The sequence below is a fragment of the Lactobacillus laiwuensis genome (assembly GCF_019972835.1).
In the GTDB taxonomy this organism is placed as follows: Bacteria; Bacillota; Bacilli; order Lactobacillales; family Lactobacillaceae; genus Lactobacillus; species Lactobacillus laiwuensis.
Window position 1 is genome coordinate 390746 of sequence record NZ_BPPB01000001.1, and the last position, 22522, is coordinate 413267.

General features: G+C 36.1%; 19 protein-coding genes. 2 read left to right on the top strand and 17 right to left on the bottom strand.

Annotated elements, in window-relative coordinates:
- Positions 1–4: 4 nt before the first annotated feature.
- The 5 genes from xerD to LDM92_RS01885 all read right to left on the bottom strand — a co-directional run bounded on the left by xerD (position 5) and on the right by LDM92_RS01885 (position 8009).
- Positions 5–904 carry a site-specific tyrosine recombinase XerD gene (gene xerD / locus LDM92_RS01865; RefSeq protein ID WP_373868635.1) on the bottom strand — a complete coding sequence of 300 codons (900 nt, stop codon included), beginning with the start codon at positions 902–904 and terminating at the stop codon, positions 5–7.
- Positions 897–1784 (bottom strand): CvfB family protein, encoded by an 888-nt coding sequence (locus tag LDM92_RS01870; protein ID WP_223901797.1) that lies wholly within the window; start codon positions 1782–1784, stop codon positions 897–899. Before LDM92_RS01870 ends, xerD begins: the two co-directional genes overlap by 8 nt.
- A gap of 163 nt (positions 1785–1947) precedes the next feature.
- Entirely contained in the window at positions 1948–3717 is a 1770-nt protein-coding gene (gene pyk / locus LDM92_RS01875) for a pyruvate kinase (RefSeq protein WP_223901798.1), read from the bottom strand.
- Between the two features lie 29 nt (positions 3718–3746).
- Complete coding sequence (gene pfkA, locus LDM92_RS01880; protein ID WP_223901799.1) at positions 3747–4706, bottom strand: 6-phosphofructokinase; 960 nt, start codon at positions 4704–4706, stop codon at positions 3747–3749.
- Positions 4707–4868: 162 nt separating this feature from the next.
- Positions 4869–8009, bottom strand: a complete 3141-nt coding sequence (locus tag LDM92_RS01885) for a DNA polymerase III subunit alpha (protein WP_223901800.1) — start codon at positions 8007–8009, stop codon at positions 4869–4871.
- 106 nt (positions 8010–8115) lie between these two features.
- Between LDM92_RS01885 and LDM92_RS01890 the strand changes: the two genes are divergently transcribed.
- Positions 8116–8322, top strand: coding sequence for a YjzD family protein (locus LDM92_RS01890; RefSeq protein WP_034979269.1), 207 nt, complete (start codon positions 8116–8118; stop codon positions 8320–8322).
- A gap of 140 nt (positions 8323–8462) precedes the next feature.
- Here LDM92_RS01890 and LDM92_RS01895 read toward each other — a convergent pair whose 3' ends face one another.
- From LDM92_RS01895 to uvrC, 8 genes are all read right to left on the bottom strand, one after another.
- Entirely contained in the window at positions 8463–10010 is a 1548-nt protein-coding gene (locus LDM92_RS01895) for a bifunctional metallophosphatase/5'-nucleotidase (RefSeq protein ID WP_223901801.1), read from the bottom strand.
- Between the two features lie 79 nt (positions 10011–10089).
- The gene (gene rpmF, locus LDM92_RS01900; RefSeq protein ID WP_034979275.1) at positions 10090–10281 is read right to left on the bottom strand and encodes a 50S ribosomal protein L32; all 192 of its coding nucleotides are present in this window, start codon (positions 10279–10281) and stop codon (positions 10090–10092) included.
- Positions 10282–10390: 109 nt separating this feature from the next.
- Positions 10391–10612, bottom strand: a complete 222-nt coding sequence (locus LDM92_RS01905) for a lipopolysaccharide assembly protein LapA domain-containing protein (RefSeq protein ID WP_034979276.1) — start codon at positions 10610–10612, stop codon at positions 10391–10393.
- Positions 10613–10620: 8 nt separating this feature from the next.
- Positions 10621–11415 carry an SDR family NAD(P)-dependent oxidoreductase gene (locus tag LDM92_RS01910; protein ID WP_223901802.1) on the bottom strand — a complete coding sequence of 265 codons (795 nt, stop codon included), beginning with the start codon at positions 11413–11415 and terminating at the stop codon, positions 10621–10623.
- Positions 11408–12349: a ribonuclease Z gene (gene rnz / locus LDM92_RS01915; protein ID WP_223901803.1), complete on the bottom strand. Its 942-nt coding sequence runs from the start codon at positions 12347–12349 to the stop codon at positions 11408–11410. The genes LDM92_RS01910 and rnz overlap by 8 nt, the downstream gene beginning before the upstream one ends.
- A gap of 11 nt (positions 12350–12360) precedes the next feature.
- The gene (locus LDM92_RS01920; protein ID WP_223901804.1) at positions 12361–14280 is read right to left on the bottom strand and encodes an acyltransferase family protein; all 1920 of its coding nucleotides are present in this window, start codon (positions 14278–14280) and stop codon (positions 12361–12363) included.
- 22 nt (positions 14281–14302) lie between these two features.
- A complete protein-coding gene (obgE, locus tag LDM92_RS01925) occupies positions 14303–15607 on the bottom strand; it encodes a GTPase ObgE (protein ID WP_223901805.1) in 1305 nt (434 codons plus the stop codon).
- Positions 15608–15683: 76 nt separating this feature from the next.
- Positions 15684–17486 carry an excinuclease ABC subunit UvrC gene (gene uvrC / locus LDM92_RS01930; protein WP_223901806.1) on the bottom strand — a complete coding sequence of 601 codons (1803 nt, stop codon included), beginning with the start codon at positions 17484–17486 and terminating at the stop codon, positions 15684–15686.
- Between the two features lie 212 nt (positions 17487–17698).
- On the opposite strand from uvrC, the gene LDM92_RS09835 reads away from it, so the two are divergent.
- Positions 17699–17827 carry an SPJ_0845 family protein gene (locus tag LDM92_RS09835; RefSeq protein WP_274383945.1) on the top strand — a complete coding sequence of 43 codons (129 nt, stop codon included), beginning with the start codon at positions 17699–17701 and terminating at the stop codon, positions 17825–17827.
- A 39-nt stretch (positions 17828–17866) separates the two neighbouring features.
- Here LDM92_RS09835 and yihA read toward each other — a convergent pair whose 3' ends face one another.
- The 4 genes from yihA to tuf form a co-directional block, all read right to left on the bottom strand.
- On the bottom strand, positions 17867–18451 hold the full coding sequence (yihA, locus tag LDM92_RS01935; protein WP_223901807.1) for a ribosome biogenesis GTP-binding protein YihA/YsxC: 585 nt from the start codon (positions 18449–18451) through the stop codon (positions 17867–17869).
- Complete coding sequence (clpX, locus tag LDM92_RS01940; protein ID WP_223901808.1) at positions 18441–19718, bottom strand: ATP-dependent Clp protease ATP-binding subunit ClpX; 1278 nt, start codon at positions 19716–19718, stop codon at positions 18441–18443. Before clpX ends, yihA begins: the two co-directional genes overlap by 11 nt.
- A 120-nt stretch (positions 19719–19838) precedes the next feature.
- Positions 19839–21164 (bottom strand): trigger factor, encoded by a 1326-nt coding sequence (gene tig / locus LDM92_RS01945; protein ID WP_223901809.1) that lies wholly within the window; start codon positions 21162–21164, stop codon positions 19839–19841.
- Positions 21165–21307: 143 nt separating this feature from the next.
- Positions 21308–22498, bottom strand: coding sequence for an elongation factor Tu (gene tuf / locus LDM92_RS01950; RefSeq protein ID WP_045928030.1), 1191 nt, complete (start codon positions 22496–22498; stop codon positions 21308–21310).
- Between the last annotated feature and the right edge of the window lie 24 nt (positions 22499–22522).

The window sequence follows — 22522 nt, forward strand, 5'->3', positions numbered from 1 at the left end:
CACCTTATGTCCGCGGATGCGTTTTTTCGTAAACTTGTAAAATATGTTTCTGCGACAAATTGGTATAAATTTGTGTCGTACTGATATCTGAATGCCCTAAAATTTCTTGGACAACACGTAAATCTGCCCCATTTTCCAGTAAATGTGTTGCAAATGTATGTCTTAAAGTATGTGGAGTGACATTTTTTTGAATACCCGCCATTTTACAATAATGCTTAATAATTTGCCAAACGGCTTGTCTTGTTAAAGAGCTTCCTCTACTATTAAGAAAAATAAAATCAGTATTTTTGCCAATTTTTAATATTAAAGGATCACGAACCTTTTCCTTATAACTGTCAATCCAGGATAAAGCTACTTCACTAATTGGAATCAATCGTTCCTTTGAACCCTTGCCAAAAACTTTGACCAGTCTCAACTCTTCATGCAAATCGGTAAATTTAAGATTGATTAATTCGCTCACTCTAATCCCAGTTGCATACAGAGTTTCAAGTAAAGCTCTATCACGTAAGCCCAACTTCTTTTTAGTATCAGGCTGCTGGAGTAATTTATTAACTTCATTAACTGTCAAAGCCACTGGCAGAGTACGACGCTTTTTAGGAGAATCTATTTCGAGCATTGGATTGAGCTTTTGAATATTTTGTCTTACCAGCCACTGGTAGAACTTACGCAAACTGGTAATTAAGCGGCTAATAGAACTTGTGGCCTTTTTTTGATCGCGCTGTTCAGCCAAAAAAGCATCAATGTCAAGGACTTTAGTTGGCCAAGAAGTCAAATTTTCCTTTTGGAGAAAACGAATGAAAGATGTTAAATCCTGCCTGTACGCTGTTATCGTATTATTACTCAGGCCGCGTTCAACCTGACTATATCTTAAATAATCTTCAACTTGTTCTGATAAATTAGTCATTTTGGGCATCTTCTGGATCTTTTAATAATGAGATGGAACCAGCATCTTTATCCTCCATTATGTATTTAGCTTTAAGTAAATGTCCTAAAGCTCTCTTAAAGGCCGACTTGGAAATACCAAAATAATTTTTAATCTCCTGCGCGTCAGATTTATCGTAAAAAGGTAAGGTCTTATCTTTTTTCCTGCGCAAACTCATTAAAATCATTTGTGCATCATCATCAATTTCCTCAAAAGCTCGTGGCAGAGTACTCAGATTTAAGCGACCATATTGGCTAATACCAACCACCCTACCTTTGAACTGCTCACCCAAACGCAAGGGACGTGCCATTTGTGATGGATGAACAAAACCTAAATAATACTCTTTGGTGATTATAAATGCACCTACTTCACGAGACGCATATACGGTTCCAAAAATATCTTTATTTTTCATATCGTCAGGAAAATGAGCTGCTAACTGTTCAAAAATATTTTCATCTGCCAGTTTTGCCCAAATACGATTTTTCTCATCTGTTTCAAGGTGAACCAAAAGCTGATCTTCTGGTTGAGGCCAGCGTTCTTTGTCGTAGGGTAAATCGTCCATTGAAATTACGACATCTTTATCTGGCAAGCCAATATCTACGAAAACACCCAAGTTATATTTTACCTCAGTGACTTTACTCCAGCCATATTGATCTTGTTGAGCAAAAGGTAAGAATTGCGTCATTTCACGATTGTGCTGCTTATCATCGTATAAAAATCCCTTGATTTGATCTCCAAGCTGTGGCTTTTCTTCCTGTGTAATTTCTTTTCTTTTCAGTTCATATGTAATTCCGTCAATTTGAACAAAAAAAGAATCTTCGTTTTGGTCTATTATTTTTCCAGTTGCAATTGTGCCAAGCATGATTTTTCTCCTACATCTAGAATGGGATCTGATAACAAGTATATCATTTTAAAGGAATAAATTGACATTAGTCAATCTAAATTTGCTACTGATTTTTCCTAAAATTTAAATCATACAAAAATAGCCAGTAACAAGCACTGGCTATTTTAACTCGTAATTTTAATTAAAGATTTGAAACTTCTCCTTGATAAATAGCACCACGACGAGCATCAACAGTAATAGTAATACCACTGCCAATCTTTTCTGTTGCATCAGTAACTCCAACTACAACCGGAATTCCTAATGATAAACCAACAACAGCTGCGTGTGAAGTCAAACCAGATGCTTCAACAACTAAACCTGAAGCCTTCTTAATTGCAGGCATGTAATCAGGATCAGTAGTTTTGGCGACCATGATATCTCCTTCTTTAACCTTGCTAATAGCTTCTTCAGCACTGTTAACAACAACTGTTTTACCAACAACAGAACCATTACCAACGCCAAGTCCCTGAGCTAGCTTGCTGCCGATAATCTGTAGTTTCATCAAATTGGTTGTGCCTGAGTCGCCAACGGGTACACCAGCAACGATAATGACAAGATCGCCATCTTTAACGTAGCCTTGTTCTTTGGCAACTTTAGCTGCTAGATCAAACATATCATCAGTAGAATTTGGTTTATCAGTCAGTAAAGGCTGAACACCCCAAGAAATACCAAGTGAGTGCTGGATCTTTTCATCAAAAGTTAAAGCCAAAATATTTGCGTTCGGACGGTACTTGGAAATCATTCTCGCAGTATAGCCAGAATTAGTAGCCGTAATAATAGTCTTAACGCCTAATTCTTGTGCTGTCCGCACAACAGATTCACCAATAGCTTCAGTAACGTTTGAACCTTTGTATTCTTCAAATCTTTGCAGAGCTAGAGTATTACGCTTAAGAAGTTCTTGTTCAGTTCTTTCATCAATTTCAGCCATAGCAGAAACAGCTTTAACTGGGTACAAACCGTTTGCGGATTCACCAGAAAGCATAGTGGCATCAGTACCATCAAGAACTGCATTGGCAACATCAGAAACTTCAGCACGAGTTGGACGAGGATTTTCTTGCATTGAGTCAAGCATTTGAGTAGCAGTAATTACTGGCTTACCAAGTGCGTTTGCCCTCTTGATTAAATCTTTTTGAACAAATGGCACATCAATAAATGGAATTTCAACACCCATGTCACCACGAGCAACCATCAAGCCATCTGAAACCTGTAAAATTTCATCTGCATTATCAATACCTTCTTGTGATTCAATCTTAGGATAAATTTTAACATAATCACAGCCAGCATCTTCACAAAGCTTACGGATATCAAGAATATCTTGTGCCTTACGCGCAAACGAGGCAAAGATAAAGTTAATACCATGGGCTAAACCAAATTTGATGTCATCAGTATCTTTTTCAGTAATTCCTGGGAGGCGAATTTCGACGCCAGGTGCATTAACACCCTTCTTAGAACCGATAACACCCGTATTTTGAGCTTCACAAACTAATTCTTTCTTTTCTTCGTCTTTTTCTTTAATTAATAAGTCAACTAAACCATCATCAATTAAAACGTGACCACCAACGTGAGTATCACCATAAAGACCTTCATAAGTAACATGAATCATGTCCTTGTTACCAGGCTTAGAATCATCCATCGATACTCGAATTTGATCTCCTGTATTAATGGTAAACTTGCCACCTTCTTGATCAGTGGTTCTAATCTCAGCACCTTTGGTATCCAATGCTATACCAAGTACTAAACCAGTTTCTTTTTCAACTTGGCGAACCATTTTCATCCGTGATAGATGTTCAGCGTGGTCACCATGTGAAAAGTTGAAACGAAATACATTTACGCCTGACTTAGCCAAAGCTGTAATAGTTTCAATATCATTTGAAGCTGGCCCTAAGGTACTAACAATTTTAGTTTTCTTCATTATGTAAAATTCTCCTCAAAATCGACTAATTATTTAGTCATTTCTTCATTTATATCAATTAACGATTCTTCACTGGCATGTTTTTCATCAAAAAGATCAAGAATATCATGGGTTTCCAATTTTCCATTCTCCATGCCGACAGCTAAACCGCCTTTACCATCAAGAAGTAACTTGACCGCATAATTTCCCATCTTTGTAGCATTAATCCTATCGGTAACCGTTGGCGCACCACCACGCTGCATATGACCAATAACATTTGCCCTGCAATCGAATTCACCGTATTTTAAAAGTTCAGCTCTAAAATCAGCAGCATCCATGACACCTTCGGCTAATATGATAATGCCATTATCTTTGCCATCCTTAAAACCGCGCTTTAATCTTTCAGCAATTGCTTTAATGTCATAACTTCTTTCTGGAACAACAATCGCATCTGCACCACTTGCCAAACCTACACGCATAGCTATGTCACCACAATTGCGTCCCATCACATTAACGACAAAAACACGATGATGACTGCTGGCAGTATCACGAATTCTATCGATAGCTTGCATAGCTGTATTGCAGGCAGTATCAAGTCCAATAGTATACTCAGTGTAGGGAATATCATTATCGATGGTTCCTGGCAAACCAATTGAGTTAATCCCCAAACGAGTTAATGCCAGTGCACCATGATAAGAACCATCACCACCGATAACAATTACAGTATCAATGTCATGCTTTTTTAACTGTTCCACCCCTTTTTCTTGCACTTCTTTTTGTGCAAACTCAGGGTAGCGAGCACTATATAGAAAAGTACCGCCCACATTGATCATATGATCAACGTTTTCGGCAGTCAAGGTAACAAAGTCACCCGCTACCAGGCCAGCATAACCATAACGAATACCAACAACACCAAGTCCGTGATGAATAGCAGTTTTGGTAACAGCCCTAACAGCTGCATTCATGCCAGGAGCATCGCCACCGCTCGTTAAAATTCCAATTCGCTTCATGAATTCACCTCATCAAGATTTATTGTGTAATTTCTCACATCCACTAAATTTTAACATTCTTTCATGAAAAAATCTCACAAAAAATGATTAAAATTCTTGATTTGACGGTCTTTTTCAATGTTAGCGTTAACATCAACTATTTGTTTACGCTTACTCAAAAAATTACTCTTTTAAATTTACAACTTTTAAATTAGTTAGAATATATTGTTTTTTACTAGAGTCGAAACGATCATTTTGAACTTTAATGCCTAATAAATAAATATTACCCTCCTTTAAATTCGATTGAATTTTATCATAAACATTAGGGAAAATTACAATATCCTGCTTACTGTTTGTGTCAGCAAAACTGCCAAAAGCCATTGTTTGACCCTTTTTGGTCCTCACTAGTTTTAATGACATTAGTTTGCCAACAGCTATTCCCCCATCATGTATTTCAAATTCATTTAGCGGCTTGGCATTAAACTTTTGGGCATATTTTTGTACAGTAATTAATGGGGACGTTAAAGTAGAGAAACCTAAAGTTTTCTCCTCCATTAGAGCCATTTCTTGTTTGCTAGGTTCTTCAGCGGGCTTAATGGGAACGCCACCTAACCCTTCTGATAAAGCAAGATTTTCTCCAGTTAATTTAACGTTTTCAATTATTTCAGAGCAATTTTGTAATAGCTCGTTACGATTTTTGTTAAGTCGGTCAAAGCAACCCGATTTGATCAAAGATTCGACTACATTCGTAATGCTGTTGGCTTTAATAAATTTGGGATCAATCTGACGTAAAAAATTGCTAAGAGAATCAAAGTGTTGGGCTTGTCGCTTGGCAACTATTTCTTTAAGAAAATCCATTCTAATTCCTTTAATTGCACGCAAACCCACTAAAATATGTCCATCAATTACCTGATAAGCTAAATCACTTTTGTTAATATCAGGTGGCAAAATTTTAACGCCATCTTCTTGTGCGCGCATTATATATTCATTAGCTTTATTTTGATTGCCAATATTCGAGTTAAGCATAGAAGCATAAAATTCAGCAGGATAATGAACCTGTAAGTATGCTAGCCAAAATGCGATCATTGTATAAGCAACAGCATGTGAACGGTTGAAACCATAATTAGCAAATTGTTCAATGTAGTCGTACACACGGGTTGCAACCTGAACAGTCCGCCCGTTTTTTACTGCTCCAGTAATAAACTTAGATTTTTCCTGTTCAATAACCTTTTGATCTTTTTTTGACATTGCTCTGCGTAAAATATCGGCTTCTCCTAAAGAAAAGCCAGCCATAACACGAGCAGTCTGCATCACTTGTTCCTGATAAACCAAAATACCGTATGTCGAAGCCAAAATCGGTTTTAAGCTGGGATCAGGGTATGTGACTTTCTGAGTGCCTTTTTTACGCGCAATAAAATTCTTGATATTCTGCATTGGACCCGGACGATAAAGCGCGTTAACCGCTACTAAATCTTCAAAATTGTCTGGATGCAATTCTCGCAGAACATTGCGTATTCCGCCTGATTCAAATTGAAAGACGAGTTCTGTTTCACCCTTTTGAAAAATACTTAAAGTAGCTGGATCATCTAGAGGGATCTGATTAACATCGATCTTTTTTCCTTGCTCGCGGATCATTTTCTCCGTATCGCCAAGAATAGTTAAATTTCTTAAACCTAAAAAATCTATCTTTAACAATCCCAATGATTCGACATATTTTTTGGTTTGCTGAGTTATCGGTATTCCCAATTGCCCAGACTGCAAGCCGGCAATGGCGGCAATAGAATTATCGCTAAGGACTAAACCGGCAGCATGAATTGAATAGTGGCGTGGCAAGCCTTCCAAGCCACTTGCTGTTGCATAAAGCAACTTGTTGATGTCATTTGCGTTCACCAGCATTTGCATTTTTTTGGAGTCTTTATAAGCCTGAGCCAGACTTATTTTGCCTTTTGCGAAAGGTACGCTTTTAGACCACTCACTTAATTGCATTTCTTGAAGACCAAATACTCTGCCAGTATCTCGCAAAACCTGCTTAGCTGCCAAAGTCCCAAACGTGAGAATCTGAGCAGCATGATCCATGCCGTATTTATTAAACATATATTTTATGACATCATCACGACGATTATCTGGTATATCCAAATCAATATCTGGCATTTCATGTCTGGCAGGATTTAAAAAACGCTCAAAAAGCAAGTTATATTTAATTGGATCAACCTCTGTAATATTTAAAGAATACGAAACTAACGAGCCACAAGCTGATCCTCTGCCTGGACCCATCGTAATCCCTACTCGATGACAGTAATTTACAACATCCCAAACAATCAAAAAGTAATCGTTAAAGCCCATTTGATCTATTACTTGTAATTCATAATTTAGCTGTTTTTGATAATTAGCAGGAACTTTTCGTTGACCAAAGCGACTTTGTAAACCTTTTTGAGCCAAAAATTGCAGAAAATCCTTGGAAGTTGAATATTGGTCCTGCTTAAATTTAGGCAAAACTGGGGTTTGAAATATAATTTTAGCATTGCAGACAGAGGCGATTTTTTCTGTGTTTTCTAAAGCTTCATCTAAACCTAATTTATGATAGCGTTCGCTCAATTCCTCAATAGCAGGCAAATAATGTGAGCCAGATTGTTTAGCCAAATCTGTAATATCTTGTAAAACTTCGCCTTTTTTAATAGCTTGTAAAGTTTTACGTAAAAATTGATCACGAGGTTTTAAATAACAGGTGTCCTCAACGCTAACTAGTGGTAAATCAAACTGTTTTGATAGCGCTCTGACATATTGAATATAATTTTCCTGCTTTTCACTGCCATAGACTCCGATGTATAAGGAACTAGATTTAGGAATTAAGCTAACTAACTGACGCAAAAAATCTGTTCCTAAAGATTCATTTTGCATTTGCAAGTTTAATAATTCACTATGCAAATTTGCCGGTATGATAAATATCAAATCATTTAAATCTTTGGTCAAATCTGCAATAGTTAAAATTTTTTGTTTATTGCCGTTGTCTGTCAAAAGGTTAATTCTACTTGATAAACGCAAGATATTTCGATAACCCTCATCAGTCTTTGCTAAAGCGATAAGATCATATTGGTGAGCACTGTCAATTAATCCACTTAGCCTTAATTGCATCCCTAAAAGTGGTTTAATACCAACTTTTTGAGCAACTTCAAAAAAATTAACTAAGCCATAGGTTACGTTAATATCAGTTAAACCTACAGCTCCATAACCCAATTCCTTTGCAGTAGTCAGTAAATCTTTAATTTTTACTGGACTGTCTAAAAGAGTAAACGAGCTAAGGTTTTGCAATGCAGCGTATTTCATATTCGAGTCACCTTCCATATAAATTAGTATACCAAAAAGCTATCTTTTGGATTGAAAACCTGCATATTATTTGTTAAAATTCTAGGGTATGAAAGAAGGAAACGCTATGGGTCGTTATATCGTAACTATTTGCTGGAGCGTAGTTTACATGTTAATTGTAGGTTTTATTGCTGCTCCTTTAACCCAACATGTTTTTAATCTAAGTGAAGCTGCTATTGTCGGTTTGATTTTTGGCTTGTTATTTGCAGCCATTATTCCCACAATTACAGCACATTCTCATAAAGACAAAAGTAAGTATTCTAAACTTAAATAACTAAGAGTCTGGAAAAAAACTCTAACCTAACTAAAAAGGCTGACAAATCACGTCAATAAAACGTTGATTTGCCGGTCTTTTTATATTGTAAAATTTTTTGATTTAACTTCAAAGAGCGCTTTTTTCCCAGACACTTTTATTTATTTAAAACGATAATTGTGTGATAAATTAACCTTTGGATGACCCTTAGTCAGAAATTCTTTGAACATTTCCACATAGTCTTTATCCAGAATTTTTTCAATCTTATTAATGTTGTAAACTGGGTAAAAGCCACCGCCCATAGCACGATAATTATTAACGGCTAAGTGATAATTATTTTGCTCTGAAATTGGCTGTCCGTTTAATTCAAGCTTAATTAAACGATTGCCAATAGGTCTTGCAATACTGGCTTCATAATTAAGCGGGTAAAAAACATCAAAGTTAAAAAGCTGATTGCGATACTGAGGGGCAAACGTAATTTTGCCCCTGTTATCTTTAATTAAAAATTTCAGTGAATATTCGACGATATCGCGTAATTCCTTACCAGTTACTTTAACTATACATAACTGATTTGCAAAAGGATAATTCAGCAAAATATCACGCATTGAAACTTTTTTATTAAACCCTTGAGCTGTTTCACTCATCAATGCTGTTGCTGAGATATCAGCTTTTGTAAAATACAATTGCATGTCTTGCAATAAATTAATAAACGGTGAACCCTTAATCCTAGCTTCATCAGCATTTAAAATAAGAGCAGGTTCATCTAAATAAGCAATTGGCTGGTCAAGCCATTTTTGTGCCTGCTGCTCCAACGATAAACTGGAAACATTAATTTTGCGATCGGGTTCATAGTCTTGAGCATCGATCAATTCAGTAGACATTGACTTTATTTTCTTGCTTTGCTTATCAATATCCAACACTATCTTACCAATCGCTTCTCCGCGATAACCTGGTTGTACAATGGCAGTTTTATGGTCTACGATATTTAGCCTGCGGTGCTGATGCCCTGTCAGCATTACATCAATATCAGGAATTTCCTGTAAAATACGATATCCTTCATTTTCTCCTGTTTGTGGCTCTTTACGTACTCCATTATGAATATCAGCTTCAAAACCGCCATGATAAAGCACGGCTAAGACATCGACTTTAGGCCTTAAAAAAGTTGTTATCTGCTTAACCCGCTCAAAAGCAGACTTAAACTTTAATCCTGCAACATGATCTGCCGGTTCCCATAAAGGCACTCGTTGTGTAGTAATACCAATAATTCCCACCTTTATGCCGTTTTTATTGATAATGATATAGTCTTGTCCAAAAGCTGGCAGATTATTTTTCTTAGCCAATACATTACTATTTAAAAAAGGGGCTTTACTATAAGCTAAATATTTTTTCAAATAGCTTAATCCAAAATTAAAATCGTGATTGCCTAAACATCTTGCATCATAATTAATCAGGTTATAGCAGTCTGCAAATGCTTTTAAATTGGCATCATTATTGGACTCATGTACATAAGCTGCTAAAGGTGAACCTTGAAGACAATCACCAGAATCGGTCACAATCACATTTTCAGCACCATATTTATTTCGCTGCTGCTTTATTATGCTGCTCAGTCTGGCTAGTCCCAAAGGAGCAGAATAAGCATTTTGCTCTTGATAGTCAGTAGACATAATATAGCCATGAATATCACTTGAATGTAAGAAGACGAGTTTCATTTCACCTTTTCCTCTTCCTAGATAAAGAATTGCCAAATTTTTTAGAATAAAAAAGACACCCGCTTTTGGTGTCTTTTAATTATTGATTGTCGTTTGAGTTAGTTTGACTAACAACTTGACGACCCTTGTAATATCCTTTAGGTGAAACGCGGTGGCTTAAGCGATATTCACCAGTGGTTGCATCATAGTGCATTGCTGGTACAGTTAACTTAATATGACCACGACGTGAACGTTTCTTTTGCTTAGAAGTATGTCTTTTAGGAACTGCCATTTAACTGATCTCCTTTTTTGTAAAATTACGATTTTAGGTTACTTAAAAGTACCCAAAATACTTCACGTTTGTTAATGATACTATTGTATCCCAAATAAATCAAGCTATATTAGTTATTCTTGTCTTGATTATGACCATAAGAACCCCAAAAATAACCAATTAGGACTCCGATAATGATCATCAATACTAAAATTATGATCAAAGGTAATTTAAATTGAAATAAGCCAAAGTTAATGGCAACATTATTCGTATTTAAAACAACAAAAATTACTGCCAATAAGGTTAAAATCAATGTAAAAATGAGCTTAATCTGCTTTGTTTTACTTTTCATACTCTGCACTACTTTCTGGAAGCAAACTTCAGCGACAATTCATCACCTATCGTTGGGAATAGGTTATACAATTTAGCTAAAATTGCCAAACTCACTGGTAAATTAAGCTCGCGCTTATTACTGCCAAAGAAATGAACTACTTGCCAAGCAACATCATCCGGATCCAGCACAAATTTTTGTACGCTTTCAGCATAATGCCCGCTTTTATCAGCAATATTAAAGAAATTAGTGTAAACGGGTCCTGGATTAACCGTCATAACCTTAACTCCAAATGGCTTTAACTCCAAACGCAAAACATTTGAAAACTGAATTACAGCTGCTTTTGATGCACTGTATGCTGCTGATTTTACAGTCGGAACCTTTCCTGCAATTGAACCAATATTAATAATCTGTCCGGACTTTTGTTCCATCATTAGTCGACCAACTAAACGACTAAAATACATTAATCCTAAAACATTAACTTGAAACATGGCTGTAACTTCGCGGCGGTTTGATTCTACAAAGTTTTCAAATTTGCCAAAACCCGCGCAATTGACTAAATAGTCAACATGTTTGGTTAATTTGATAATTTTAGTAAAAGCAGCATCTATCTGGTCGCTTTGACTCATATCAGTCACTATTGTGTAGGAATCGGCCCCTGACAGTTCGTGTGCTTCAGAAGCTACCTTTTCCAGTTTTGCTTTATTTCGGGCAATTAAAATAACAGTTGCTCCCCTGCCAGCACTTTCCAGTGCAATAGAATGGCCTATTCCACTTGAAGCACCTGTTATTACAACCACTTTATTTCTAAGAGAATCACTCATCTTTTTCTCCTTTCATCGGAATTACAATTCGGTCGAAATCATTAGCTAATCTAGTATTTGCAAATATTTTTTGTGCCTGATTTTCCAATTTTTTGGCTTTAACACCTAAATATCTAGCGGAAATATGATTTAAATATAAACGTTTTACATTATTATCACGCGCAATTTTTGCTGCTTCTACTGCCGTAGAATGATAATATGAATGAGCTAAATCTGCCTCATTACCGGCAAAAGTAGATTCATGTACCAAAACATCCGCATTCTGTGCTAATTGTGCAATTGCAGGAGTTGCCCGTGTGTCATAAATAATAGTAACAATTCTACCTTTTTTGTTAGGACCCAAAAAATCATTTCCATCTAATATAGTACCATTATCCAGAACAATTTTTTCACCATTTTTAAGTTTACCAAGTAATGGGCCATTAGGTACATTATATTGCGCTAGTTTAGCCATTAAAAGTTCTCCCGGATGATCATCTTCAACTACCCGAAAGCCAAAACTAGGTACACGATGGGCCAATTTTTCTGTATAAACTTTAAAGCCATTTCCATGAAAAATCAAACCACCTTCTTCTAATACAACAAACTTAATAGGATAGCTAATTTTTGTTCGTGAAATTTTCAAAGCTGTTCGTACAAATTGCTCTAAGCCTGCCGGACCGTATATTGTAATCGGCCCAACATCCCCTTGAAATGATCTTGTTGCTAACAATCCTGGCAAGCCAAAAATATGATCCCCATGATTATGGGAAATAAATATTTTAGTGACTTTACGCAATCTAATATTTGTTCGTAAAATTTGATGTTGTGTTGCTTCTCCCACATCAAATAACCAAATTTCATTGATCTCATCAAGCATTTTTAGAGCAATACTTGATACATTACGTTTCTTCGAAGGTTGTCCTGCTCCAGTTCCTAAAAATTGTAACTCCATACTCTACCTATCTAATACTTAGCATTTTCTACTACTTTTTTAACAATTAAAGCACTGTAATGCTTTGACCCTATTGGTGTTGGGTGCGTTTTATCTTCGTAAAACCAACTTGGATGCTTTTCTGCATATGAATGCCAATTAATCACTTTAAAATTATGGTATTTTTTTGCAGCTTCATTCAATAAGTTATTTACCTCATTTTGCCAGGGTTTAGCCGGTACATAAGTATTTATCCAAAATACCTGTCTTTTATGTCCTAACTGCTTCATTAAATCATCTATATCAGACATTTTAAAAGGACCATTAGTACCTAAACCTATTAAGACATTCTTTCCTAAAGCCTTTTCATTCTGATAATGCTTTAGTAAAGCGAATGAAACATTCAGTTGACGTGAAATAGCCGCATCAATCACAGCCTTAGGCAACAAATCTTTCAAATCATTACTAGAGCCCGCCATAACTGAATCGCCAATAGCAGTTAAATCAATTTTACGTGCTAATTGAATTTCAATTTGTGAAATACCATATTTCTCAAAAGATTTTTTTATTGGATGTTTCTTTGCTGCTTGTTTAGCTTCCTTTATTAGTTTAGCTTTTTTTTGCTCTCTCGGACTAATTTTTTGGTATTCCTTAATTAACTCATTATTATCTTTTCTTTGTTGTTTACGATTTGCTCTGATTCTGCGTGCCAGCTGGCTTTGACTGAAATTCTGAGCCTTTGCAGCAGGAGAAATTAAAATTGCAATGCTACCAGTTAAAAAAATCAAGCCTGTGAAAACCGCTTTCGCTTTTTGAAAATAATTTTTTGCTTTTTTATCAAAAATCTGTTGCAAATATTTTTTAATTTTTGGCCAGGAAATTTTGCCACATGGTCGTTCTACCAATCTATATGCAAGCTCACTTAAAATAACTATTAAAACTAGCTCAATAAAACGATAAAGCAAAACATGATCTGCCATATTGGAAACTTTATCCTCAAAAAAGATCATTACTGGAAACTGATAAAGATAAATTTCATAACTTCTCGAACCAATCCAATTAAAAATAGGATTAGTTAACCATTTATTCCAGTGGCTTCCTGGATGAGCAATCACACCCACCAATATTGTTGTAAACAACGTGAACAAAAACATTCCGCCCAAGTATGTAAATGCATTCTCCGCATTCATTACGGGAGAAAGAAACAAAAATATCATTTCACAAAAAGAAATCAGACCAATAATATCTAACGTAATAGAATCATTGCGCTTGATATTGCTCTTCAACTTATTTAGTGGCCAAATCACAGCAAGAGCTGCCCCTAGGCCCAAAGAAAAGAATCTAGTGTCTGTACCGTAATAAATGCGATTAACATCAACCTTGGCGCTAAACATTATTGCCATTTCAACTGCTGAAAGTGCAGATAAAATTAGTAAAATACTAAAAATGTTTTTTCTTTTTTTGCCATATTTCACTAACAAAAAAATAACTATTGGCCATAGTATATAAAACTGACCGTTAATTGACATTGTCCACAAATGGACAAACGGAGATTCGTTGGCGGCAAAGCGCTCAAAGTAACTTTGACCATTTAAAATCTGCCAAAAATTATAAACGTTGAACAAATTGGCCATAACTATTTGACCTAGTTTGACAAGTAAATTACGTTGAAATAAAACAATATATGCTGCAGAAAGCCATAGTACTGCAATCAATGGTGGATATATTTTTTTAATTCTACTCAAATAAAACTTTTTATTATTATAAAAGCCCTTTTCTTCATATGACTTTAGTATTTGGCAAGTTACCAGGTAACCTGATAAAACAAAAAAAATCGGTACGCCAAGATATCCGCCCACAAAAGTATTAGGATCGAAGTGATATAGAATCACGCCGATTACTGCCAAAGCTCTAAGTCCAGAATATCCTGTAATGTATCGATTTTTTGCCATTTTTTCAAAACTTTTCTATTTATTATTGGACAAATTCAAAGTTGAATGAGCCAATTATTACATCATCGCCGTCAACGGCTCCTTTTTCACGCAGAGCATCATCTACTCCCAGATTTTTAAGTTTCCGAGCCAATCTCATAACACCATCCTGATAGTCAAGATTTGTCCGTTCCACTAATCTTTCCAGGTTTTCACCTTTAATCTCAAAAACATGATCTTCCAGTTTTGTGATAGTAAAATCATTCTTTTGTCTTGCCTGATATTTATATTCTTTTACTTCTTGAACAGGCTTTGGTTTCTGCATTGCTCGTTCTTTTTCAACCTGCTCTACTACAGCTGCAGTATCCTGCATTAACTGCTCAATTCCTTTATGCGTCACACTTGAAATAGCATAAACAGGAGTTTGAATTTTCTTAGTTTTCAAATCTTTTTTAAATTGCTCTAATTTTTCATTGGCACCGGGAATATCCATTTGAGTTGCGACAATTATTTCTCGTCTATTCTTTAGATCTTTGTCATAAGTCAATAGTTCCTGACGAATTGTCTGGTAATCTCGGAGCGCGTCCCTACCATTAGCAGGATCCATCGCAACCAAGTGCAAAATCACCTTTGTTCTTTCAATGTGACGTAAAAATTGTATGCCAAGACCAACACCATGACTAGCTCCTTCAATTAAGCCAGGTAAATCAGCCATCGAAAAATCACGACCGTCAGGTAAAATAACCATACCCAAATTTGGCGTTAAAGTCGTAAAAGAATAAGCAGCTATCTTGGGTTTAGCTTTGGTTACAACTGATAACAAAGTTGACTTGCCAACAGAAGGAAAGCCTACTAGACCAACATCTGCTAAAACCTTTAGTTCTAAGCGCAATACTCGGTCTTCACCAGGTTCACCATTTTCAGCAATTTCAGGAGCTGTGTTAACACTAGTTGCAAAGTGAATATTGCCTCGTCCACCTTTACCACCATGTGCTACAACCAGTTCTTGTTTATTTTCAGTTAGATCACCAATTTCTTCATTGGTTTCAAAGTCATAAACAGTCGTTCCAATGGGAACTTTAAGGTATAAATCCTTAGCTCCTCGACCATATTGAGACTTTATCCGACCATCTTCACCATTTTCTGCCTTGAACTTACGGCGATAGCGAAAGTCCATTAACGTTCTCAAACCACTATCAGCAACAAAAATAATACTGCCGCCGCGACCACCATCGCCACCGGCAGGTCCACCATTAGGAACATATTTTTCATGGCGGAAAGCAACCATGCCGTCTCCGCCTTTACCAGCTTGGACTTCAATCTTAGTTTGATCGACAAATGTAGGCATCTAGATTCTCCTTCCGTCTTTCTTAACCATATTACTATACCACAAAAAGTTTGGTCAATTGCGGTAAAAATCAATATTACAAGGTCAATTTAACTGTCTGAGCCTGGGGCAATGTTAATCCGGCAGAACGTAATTCATCAATTGAGGCCTCTTTAATTTTTTTCAAAGAGCCAAATTTTCGTAAAAGCTTATTTCTACTTTTTGGACCGATTCCCTTAATGGAATCAAGTTTGCTCGATAAAGCATTTTTAGCATGAGTCCTCCTGTGGAAGGTAATTGCAAAGCGGTGTACTTCATCCTGAATTCTAGTCATTAAATAGAAGCCCTGAGATTTTGGATCCAAGGGTATTAATTTTAAGGGCACACCATTAATCGGATCTCCATACAAAAGATGGTTGGTTCTGTGCTTGTTATCTTTGACCATACCAGCAACTGGAATATTAAGGTTCAGCTCATTGCGTAGAATATCTTCACAAGCATCTACTTGAATTTGACCACCATCCATCAAAATTAGATCTGGCATTGGTTTGTGTTCCTTAAGCAGTCTGCTATATCTCCTGCGAACAACTTCACGAGTATTACGGACTTCATCGCCACCATTTTGGTGCTCAACTTCACCCTTTAATTTATACTTACGATATGAATTTTTATCTGGTTCACCATCTTTAAAAACAACTAATGCCGAAACCGGATCAGCCCCTTGAATATGTGAATGGTCGAAACTTTCAATGACGTGACCATAAGGCAACCCCAAGGAATCAAAAATTTCTTTCTGTGCTCCCTTAGTTTTTCTATTGCCTAATTCCAGCAGACGAAATTTTTCGTCCAGCTTGATTTTGGCATTGTCTTTTGCCATATTTAATAAAGATCGCTTTTGCCCTCTTTTTGGCGTTCTCACCGGTACATGTAAAACTTCACTTAGCGCCTCATTATCGATTTTGGCAGGTACAAGAACTTCTTTTGGCAGTATTCTATTCTTTTGCCCGTAAAATTGAACAATAAAGGATGCAAAAGTATCCTCTGGATCATTAGTATCTGTCAGTGGATACATCCTAGTTTCGCTTCTGAGCAGCTTAGCTTGTCTTAAAAAGAAAATTTGAATGGCTATCCATGATTTATCAACATAAAAATTAAATATGTCACGTTGAGTATTGTCATTCGAAATAATTTTTTGCTTCTCGACAGTTTCTTCAATGTAATTAAGCTGATCACGAATTTCAGCTGCTCGCTCAAATTCAAGGTTTTGAGAGGCAGCTGTCATTTTTCCGTTAAGATCTTTCTTTACCCAGGCTATGTCACCGTTTAAAAAGCTCTTAATCTTTTTTACTTGTGCTTCATAGACTGACTTTGGTACTGTTTTAAAACATGCTCCCAAACACTGTCCCATATGATAATACAAACAGGGTCTGCCCTGCTTGCCATGGCAACGTCTTAGAGGAAAAACTTTTTGAATAAACTTAAGGGTCGCTTGTGCAGCATAAACATTAGGATACGGTCCAAAATAATAGCCTCCATCTTTTCTAATGATGCTGGTTAACTTAGTTTGTGGATCACGTTCATTAGTAATCTCAATATATGGATACCCGGTTCCTTGTTTTAATTGCACATTGTAATATGGCTGGTATTTCTTGATGAGCGTGACCTCAAGTAAAAATGCCTCTTTATCAGTTGAAACTGTGATAATATCATAATCACGAATATCTTCAACCAATTCAGCTCTCCTGCCAATTTGAGTACTTTTGAAATAGGAGCGTACTCTACTCCTAAGATTTTTCGACTTGCCAACATAAATAACCTTGCCATTTACATCTTTCATTAAGTAACAGCCAGGCTTAGCTGGTAAAAGTTTTAATTTATTTTCAATCAGCTGAGTTGCCAAAAAATCACTCCCCCAAATTCGCTATCATATTTTAACATACAATTTATGGTTTGAAATTTGCTTTTGCTTGGTTGCATTTTGATTATTATAAAATTATAATTTCAAAATATAGCTTTACATAATTAATTTTATTTAAAACTAACAAATTATTGTATTTTCTGGCTTGTGCTTTTGTTTTTTATTATAATTAAGATCAGAAAGGAAATATTATCATGGGTTTAACTTTTAAAAAACAAGACGAATTAGAAAAATTATTTGACAAATTTGCCACTGTGCCTGAAGACAAAAAGAAAAAATTAGCAAAAAACAAGGATAAAGTAGTCAAAGATAAAGACAACTAAAAATGGTTCTCAACTGAGAACCATTTTTTCTTGCAAATTTTACAGGTTTTGTTCAATCCATTGCCAAACTTCTTGAACATGTAATTTTTGGACCGAACTAAAAGTAAGAACATCAACATTATCATGATTTAAATCAAATTTTCGCTTTAACATAGTAAGCACTTGATTTTGCTGACTCTTCTTAACCTTATCAATTTTAGTACAAACTACTAAAATCGGTATATTAAGATATAATGCATAATTATACATAGCTACATCATTTTTAGTAGGCTCATGCCTGGCATCCACTAGAATAATTAATCCTTGTAAGTTCGCCCTGGTTTCAAGGTAATCTTGAATCATTGTACCAAACTGTTCGCGCTTTTTTTGCGAAACTTTGGCGTAGCCATACCCTGGCACATCAACCAAATAAAAGTCATGATTTACTAAATAAAAATTAAGTGTTTGCGTTTTTCCGGGTTGTGCCGAAGTTCGCGCTAAATTTTTACGATTCAATAATGTATTTATTAAACTTGATTTTCCCACATTAGAACGACCAGAAAGTGCAATTTCAGGCAAATTATCAGCTGGATATTGATCCTCACGCACAGCACTGATTGCATATGAACTCTCTTTAATGATCATTAGCTGCCTTTATTTCTTCATTATTTTCCTGATCATCCTCTTTACGTCTTGTTACGTTTGGTTCGGCATTTTTTTCAATGACATCTTTAGTAACTTTTACGTTCTCAATATCAGGCTCACTTGGAGTTTTATACATGATACCCATCATTGCATTTTCAATTATAGTCCGCAAGCCACGTGCTCCCATATTACGGTCAATGGCCAAATCTGCTATAGCTTTTAAAGCATCTGGTGTAAATTCTAAGTTAACCTGATCAAGCGACATCAATTTTTTATATTGCTTTACCAGTGCATTCTTAGGCTCAGTTAAAATTCTAACTAAATCATTTCTATCTAACTTATCTAAGGTAGCAATAATTGGAATACGACCAATAAATTCTGGAATCAGCCCAAACTTAACCAAATCTCCTGTCGTTAAATGTTTAGTCCAAGAATCATCTTGCACTTTATTAAGCTCATTTTCAGCACTAAAACCGATTACTTTTTTACCTAAACGACTTTTGACAATTTGTTCGATACCATCGAATGCTCCACCAACTATAAATAAAATGTTGGTGGTATTTATCTGTATTAATTCTTGCTGAGGGTGTTTACGGCCTCCTTGTGGTGGAACTGAAGCAATAGTACCTTCCAAAATTTTTAATAATGACTGCTGAACGCCTTCACCTGAAACATCTCTAGTAATTGAAACATTTTCAGATTTTTTAGAAATTTTATCAATCTCATCAATATAAATGATTCCCCGTTCTGCACGTTCTATGTCGTAATCTGCATTTTGCAATAATTTAAGTAAAATGTTTTCAACATCTTCACCAACATAGCCTGCTTCAGTTAAGGTAGTTGCATCAGCTATTGCAAAAGGCACATCTAAAATACGGGCTAAAGTTTGAGCCAAGTATGTTTTACCCGAACCAGTTGGTCCAATCAAAGCAATATTTGATTTTTGCAATTCTGTCGAAGAATCAACATCCATTTGTGTAACGCGCTTATAATGATTATAAACTGCAACTGATAAAATCTTTTTTGCACGCTCTTGGCCAATAACGTACTGGTCAAGCTGCTTTTTAATTTCCATTGGTTTAGGTAAATCCTGTGCTTTTTTTAAAGAATCAGATTTCAGTTCATCGTCAATAATTCTTTTTGATAAGTCTACACATTCATTACAAATATAAACCCCGTTGCCAGCAATCATTTTTTTAACTTGATCTTGTGTTTTGTCACAAAAGGAACATTTAATAACCTCTTGATCAGTAAATTGTGATGCCATTCTATTCCTCCTTGTATCTACAAGTCTAAGGTTAGCATAAAATACGGGTTGTATATGAATTATATGCTTATAAAATAAAAAGGCAGTACGACACCACCTTTTTACTCAAATTTTAAGACTCTACTTTTTATCAGACTTGTTTTCGTCTTTTTTAGTCTTAGATTTAGAAACTTGTTTTGCGTTGTCAGCGACAATATTAATAGCCTTACGTACATTAATGTCATGTGAAAGCATATCATCAGTCAGAGTGCTACGGACAGTTTTTTCATCCATGTTATATTCACTAGCTAGGTTTTTTATTTCCTTGTCAATTTCTTCCTTAGTGGCTTTAATGTCCTCTTTTTTGACAATTGCCTCAAGTACCAGGTTAGTTTTAACTCTTTCTTCAGCATCTTTACCGAATTGTGAACGTAATTGATCTTCTGTAGTATTAGTTATCTTGTAATATGTCTCAGGGCTAATACCTTGGCGCTGCATATTTCCTAAATATTGATTCATTTGCGTATTGATATCTTCTTGAATCATAGCATCTGGAATTTTATCAATAGTAGCATTGGCAACAGCACCTTCAATTGCCGCTTGTTCAATTTCGTCTTGTGCCGCTTCTTCCTTTTGTGCCTTTAAGTCCTTCTTGATCTTTTCTTTTAAATCATCAAGAGTTTCAACTGAGTCATCTACATCTTTAGCAAATTCATCATCTAATTTTGGCAACTGTTTTGATTTAACTTCGTGAACCTTGGTAGCAAAATGAGCTTCCTTACCAGCTAAATCTTTTGCACCATAATCTTCTGGAAATGTTACAACTACATCTACATCATCACCAGCTTTATGACCAATTAATTGATCTTCAAAACCTGGAATAAATGTATTAGATCCTAATTCAAGAGAGTAGTCCTCTGCAGAACCGCCATCAAAAGCTTTACCAGCAACTGTTCCTTTATAGTCAATGGTAACTGTATCACCCTTAGCTGCTGCACTCTTCTTCAATACTAACTCTGCATTCTTTTCACGCTCGTCTTTTAGTTTAGCATCAATATCTTTAGCATATACTCGGGTATTTTGTTTAGGCACTTCGATTCCTTTGTATTCGCCCAGTTTTACCTCAGGTTCAACAGTAACAGTGGCTTTCATTTGCCAATCTTTACCTTTTTCCATTGAAACAGGTAAAATTTGTGGTTGACCTACAGCCGCAATATCAGCTTCTTTAAGTGCTGACTCATAGGCATCAGGTAATACAATATTCAATGCATTTTCATACAATGATTCTTCACCATAATATTGATCAAAAATCACGCGCGAAACATGTCCCTTTCTAAAGCCAGGAACACGCAAACTGTTCTTTACTCTCCTAAATGCTTGATCTAGCCCACGCTTTACATCAGCTTGGGGAATATCAAAAGTAAGTTCACCGGTAGTATTATCGGTTTTATTCCATTTTACAGACATTAATTAAATACCTCCAATGTCAAGTTAAATTGCATCGTTACATACTAAATTATCTTACATTAAACACTCGCAAAAAACAAACTTAGGCAAAAAAAGATGTACTTCTATGAAGAAGTACATCTTTTTAAACTGTTTTTAACGAACTAGTCAAGAATTTCAGTAACTTGACCAGCACCAACAGTACGACCACCTTCACGGATAGTGAACTTAGTACCCTTTTCAATGGCTGCTGGTTTAATCAATTTAACAGTAAATTCTGTGTTATCGCCAGGCATAACCATTTCAGTACCTTCTGGTAATTCAATTTCTCCAGTAATATCTGTAGTGTGGAAATAGAATTGTGGACGGTAATCTGAGAAGAATGGGGTGTGACGTCCGCCTTCCTCTTTCTTCAAAACGTAAACTTGGCCTTTAAACTCGTGGTGAGTTTGAATTGAGCCAGGCGCAGCCAAAACTTGTCCACGAACAACTTGGTCACGGTCAATACCACGAAGCAATACACCAACGTTGTCTCCGGCTTCACCTAAGTCCAAAGTCTTGTGGAACATTTCCAAACCAGTTACAACTGATTTAAGAACTTTATCTACCAAGCCGACAATCTCAACTTCATCACCGATCTTAACTGTACCACGGTCGATACGACCTGAAGCAACAGTACCACGACCAGTAATAGTGAAGACATCTTCAACTGGCATCAAGAATGGCTTATCAGTTTGACGTTCAGGAGTTGGAATATATTCATCAACTGTGTCCATCAACTTCATGATAACTTCTTCTTGTTCCTTGTCACCTTGTAAAGCTTTCAATGCTGAACCACGGATAACTGGAATGTCATCACCAGGATAATCGTATTCAGTCAACAAGTCACGAACTTCCATTTCAACTAAGTCAATCAGTTCTGGGTCGTCAACTAAATCAGTTTTGTTCAAGAAAACAACGATGTAGTTAACACCAACTTGACGAGCAAGTAAAATGTGTTCACGAGTTTGTGGCATAGGACCATCAGTTGCGGCAACAACTAAGATAGCTCCATCCATTTGGGCAGCACCGGTAATCATGTTCTTAATGTAGTCGGCGTGACCTGGGGCATCCATGTGGGCGTAGTGACGATTTTCAGTTTCGTACTCTACGTGAGCGGTATTGATAGTAATACCACGTTCCTTTTCCTCTGGGGCTGCATCGATTTCTGAATAATCTTCTGCTTTAGCCAAGCCCTTTTCTGATAAAACTTTAGTAATAGCCGCTGTTAAAGTGGTCTTACCATGGTCAACGTGACCGATAGTACCAATGTTTACGTGTGGCTTTGTTCTAACGTAATGTTCTTTTTCTGCCATTAAAATGACCCTCCTGTAAATTTG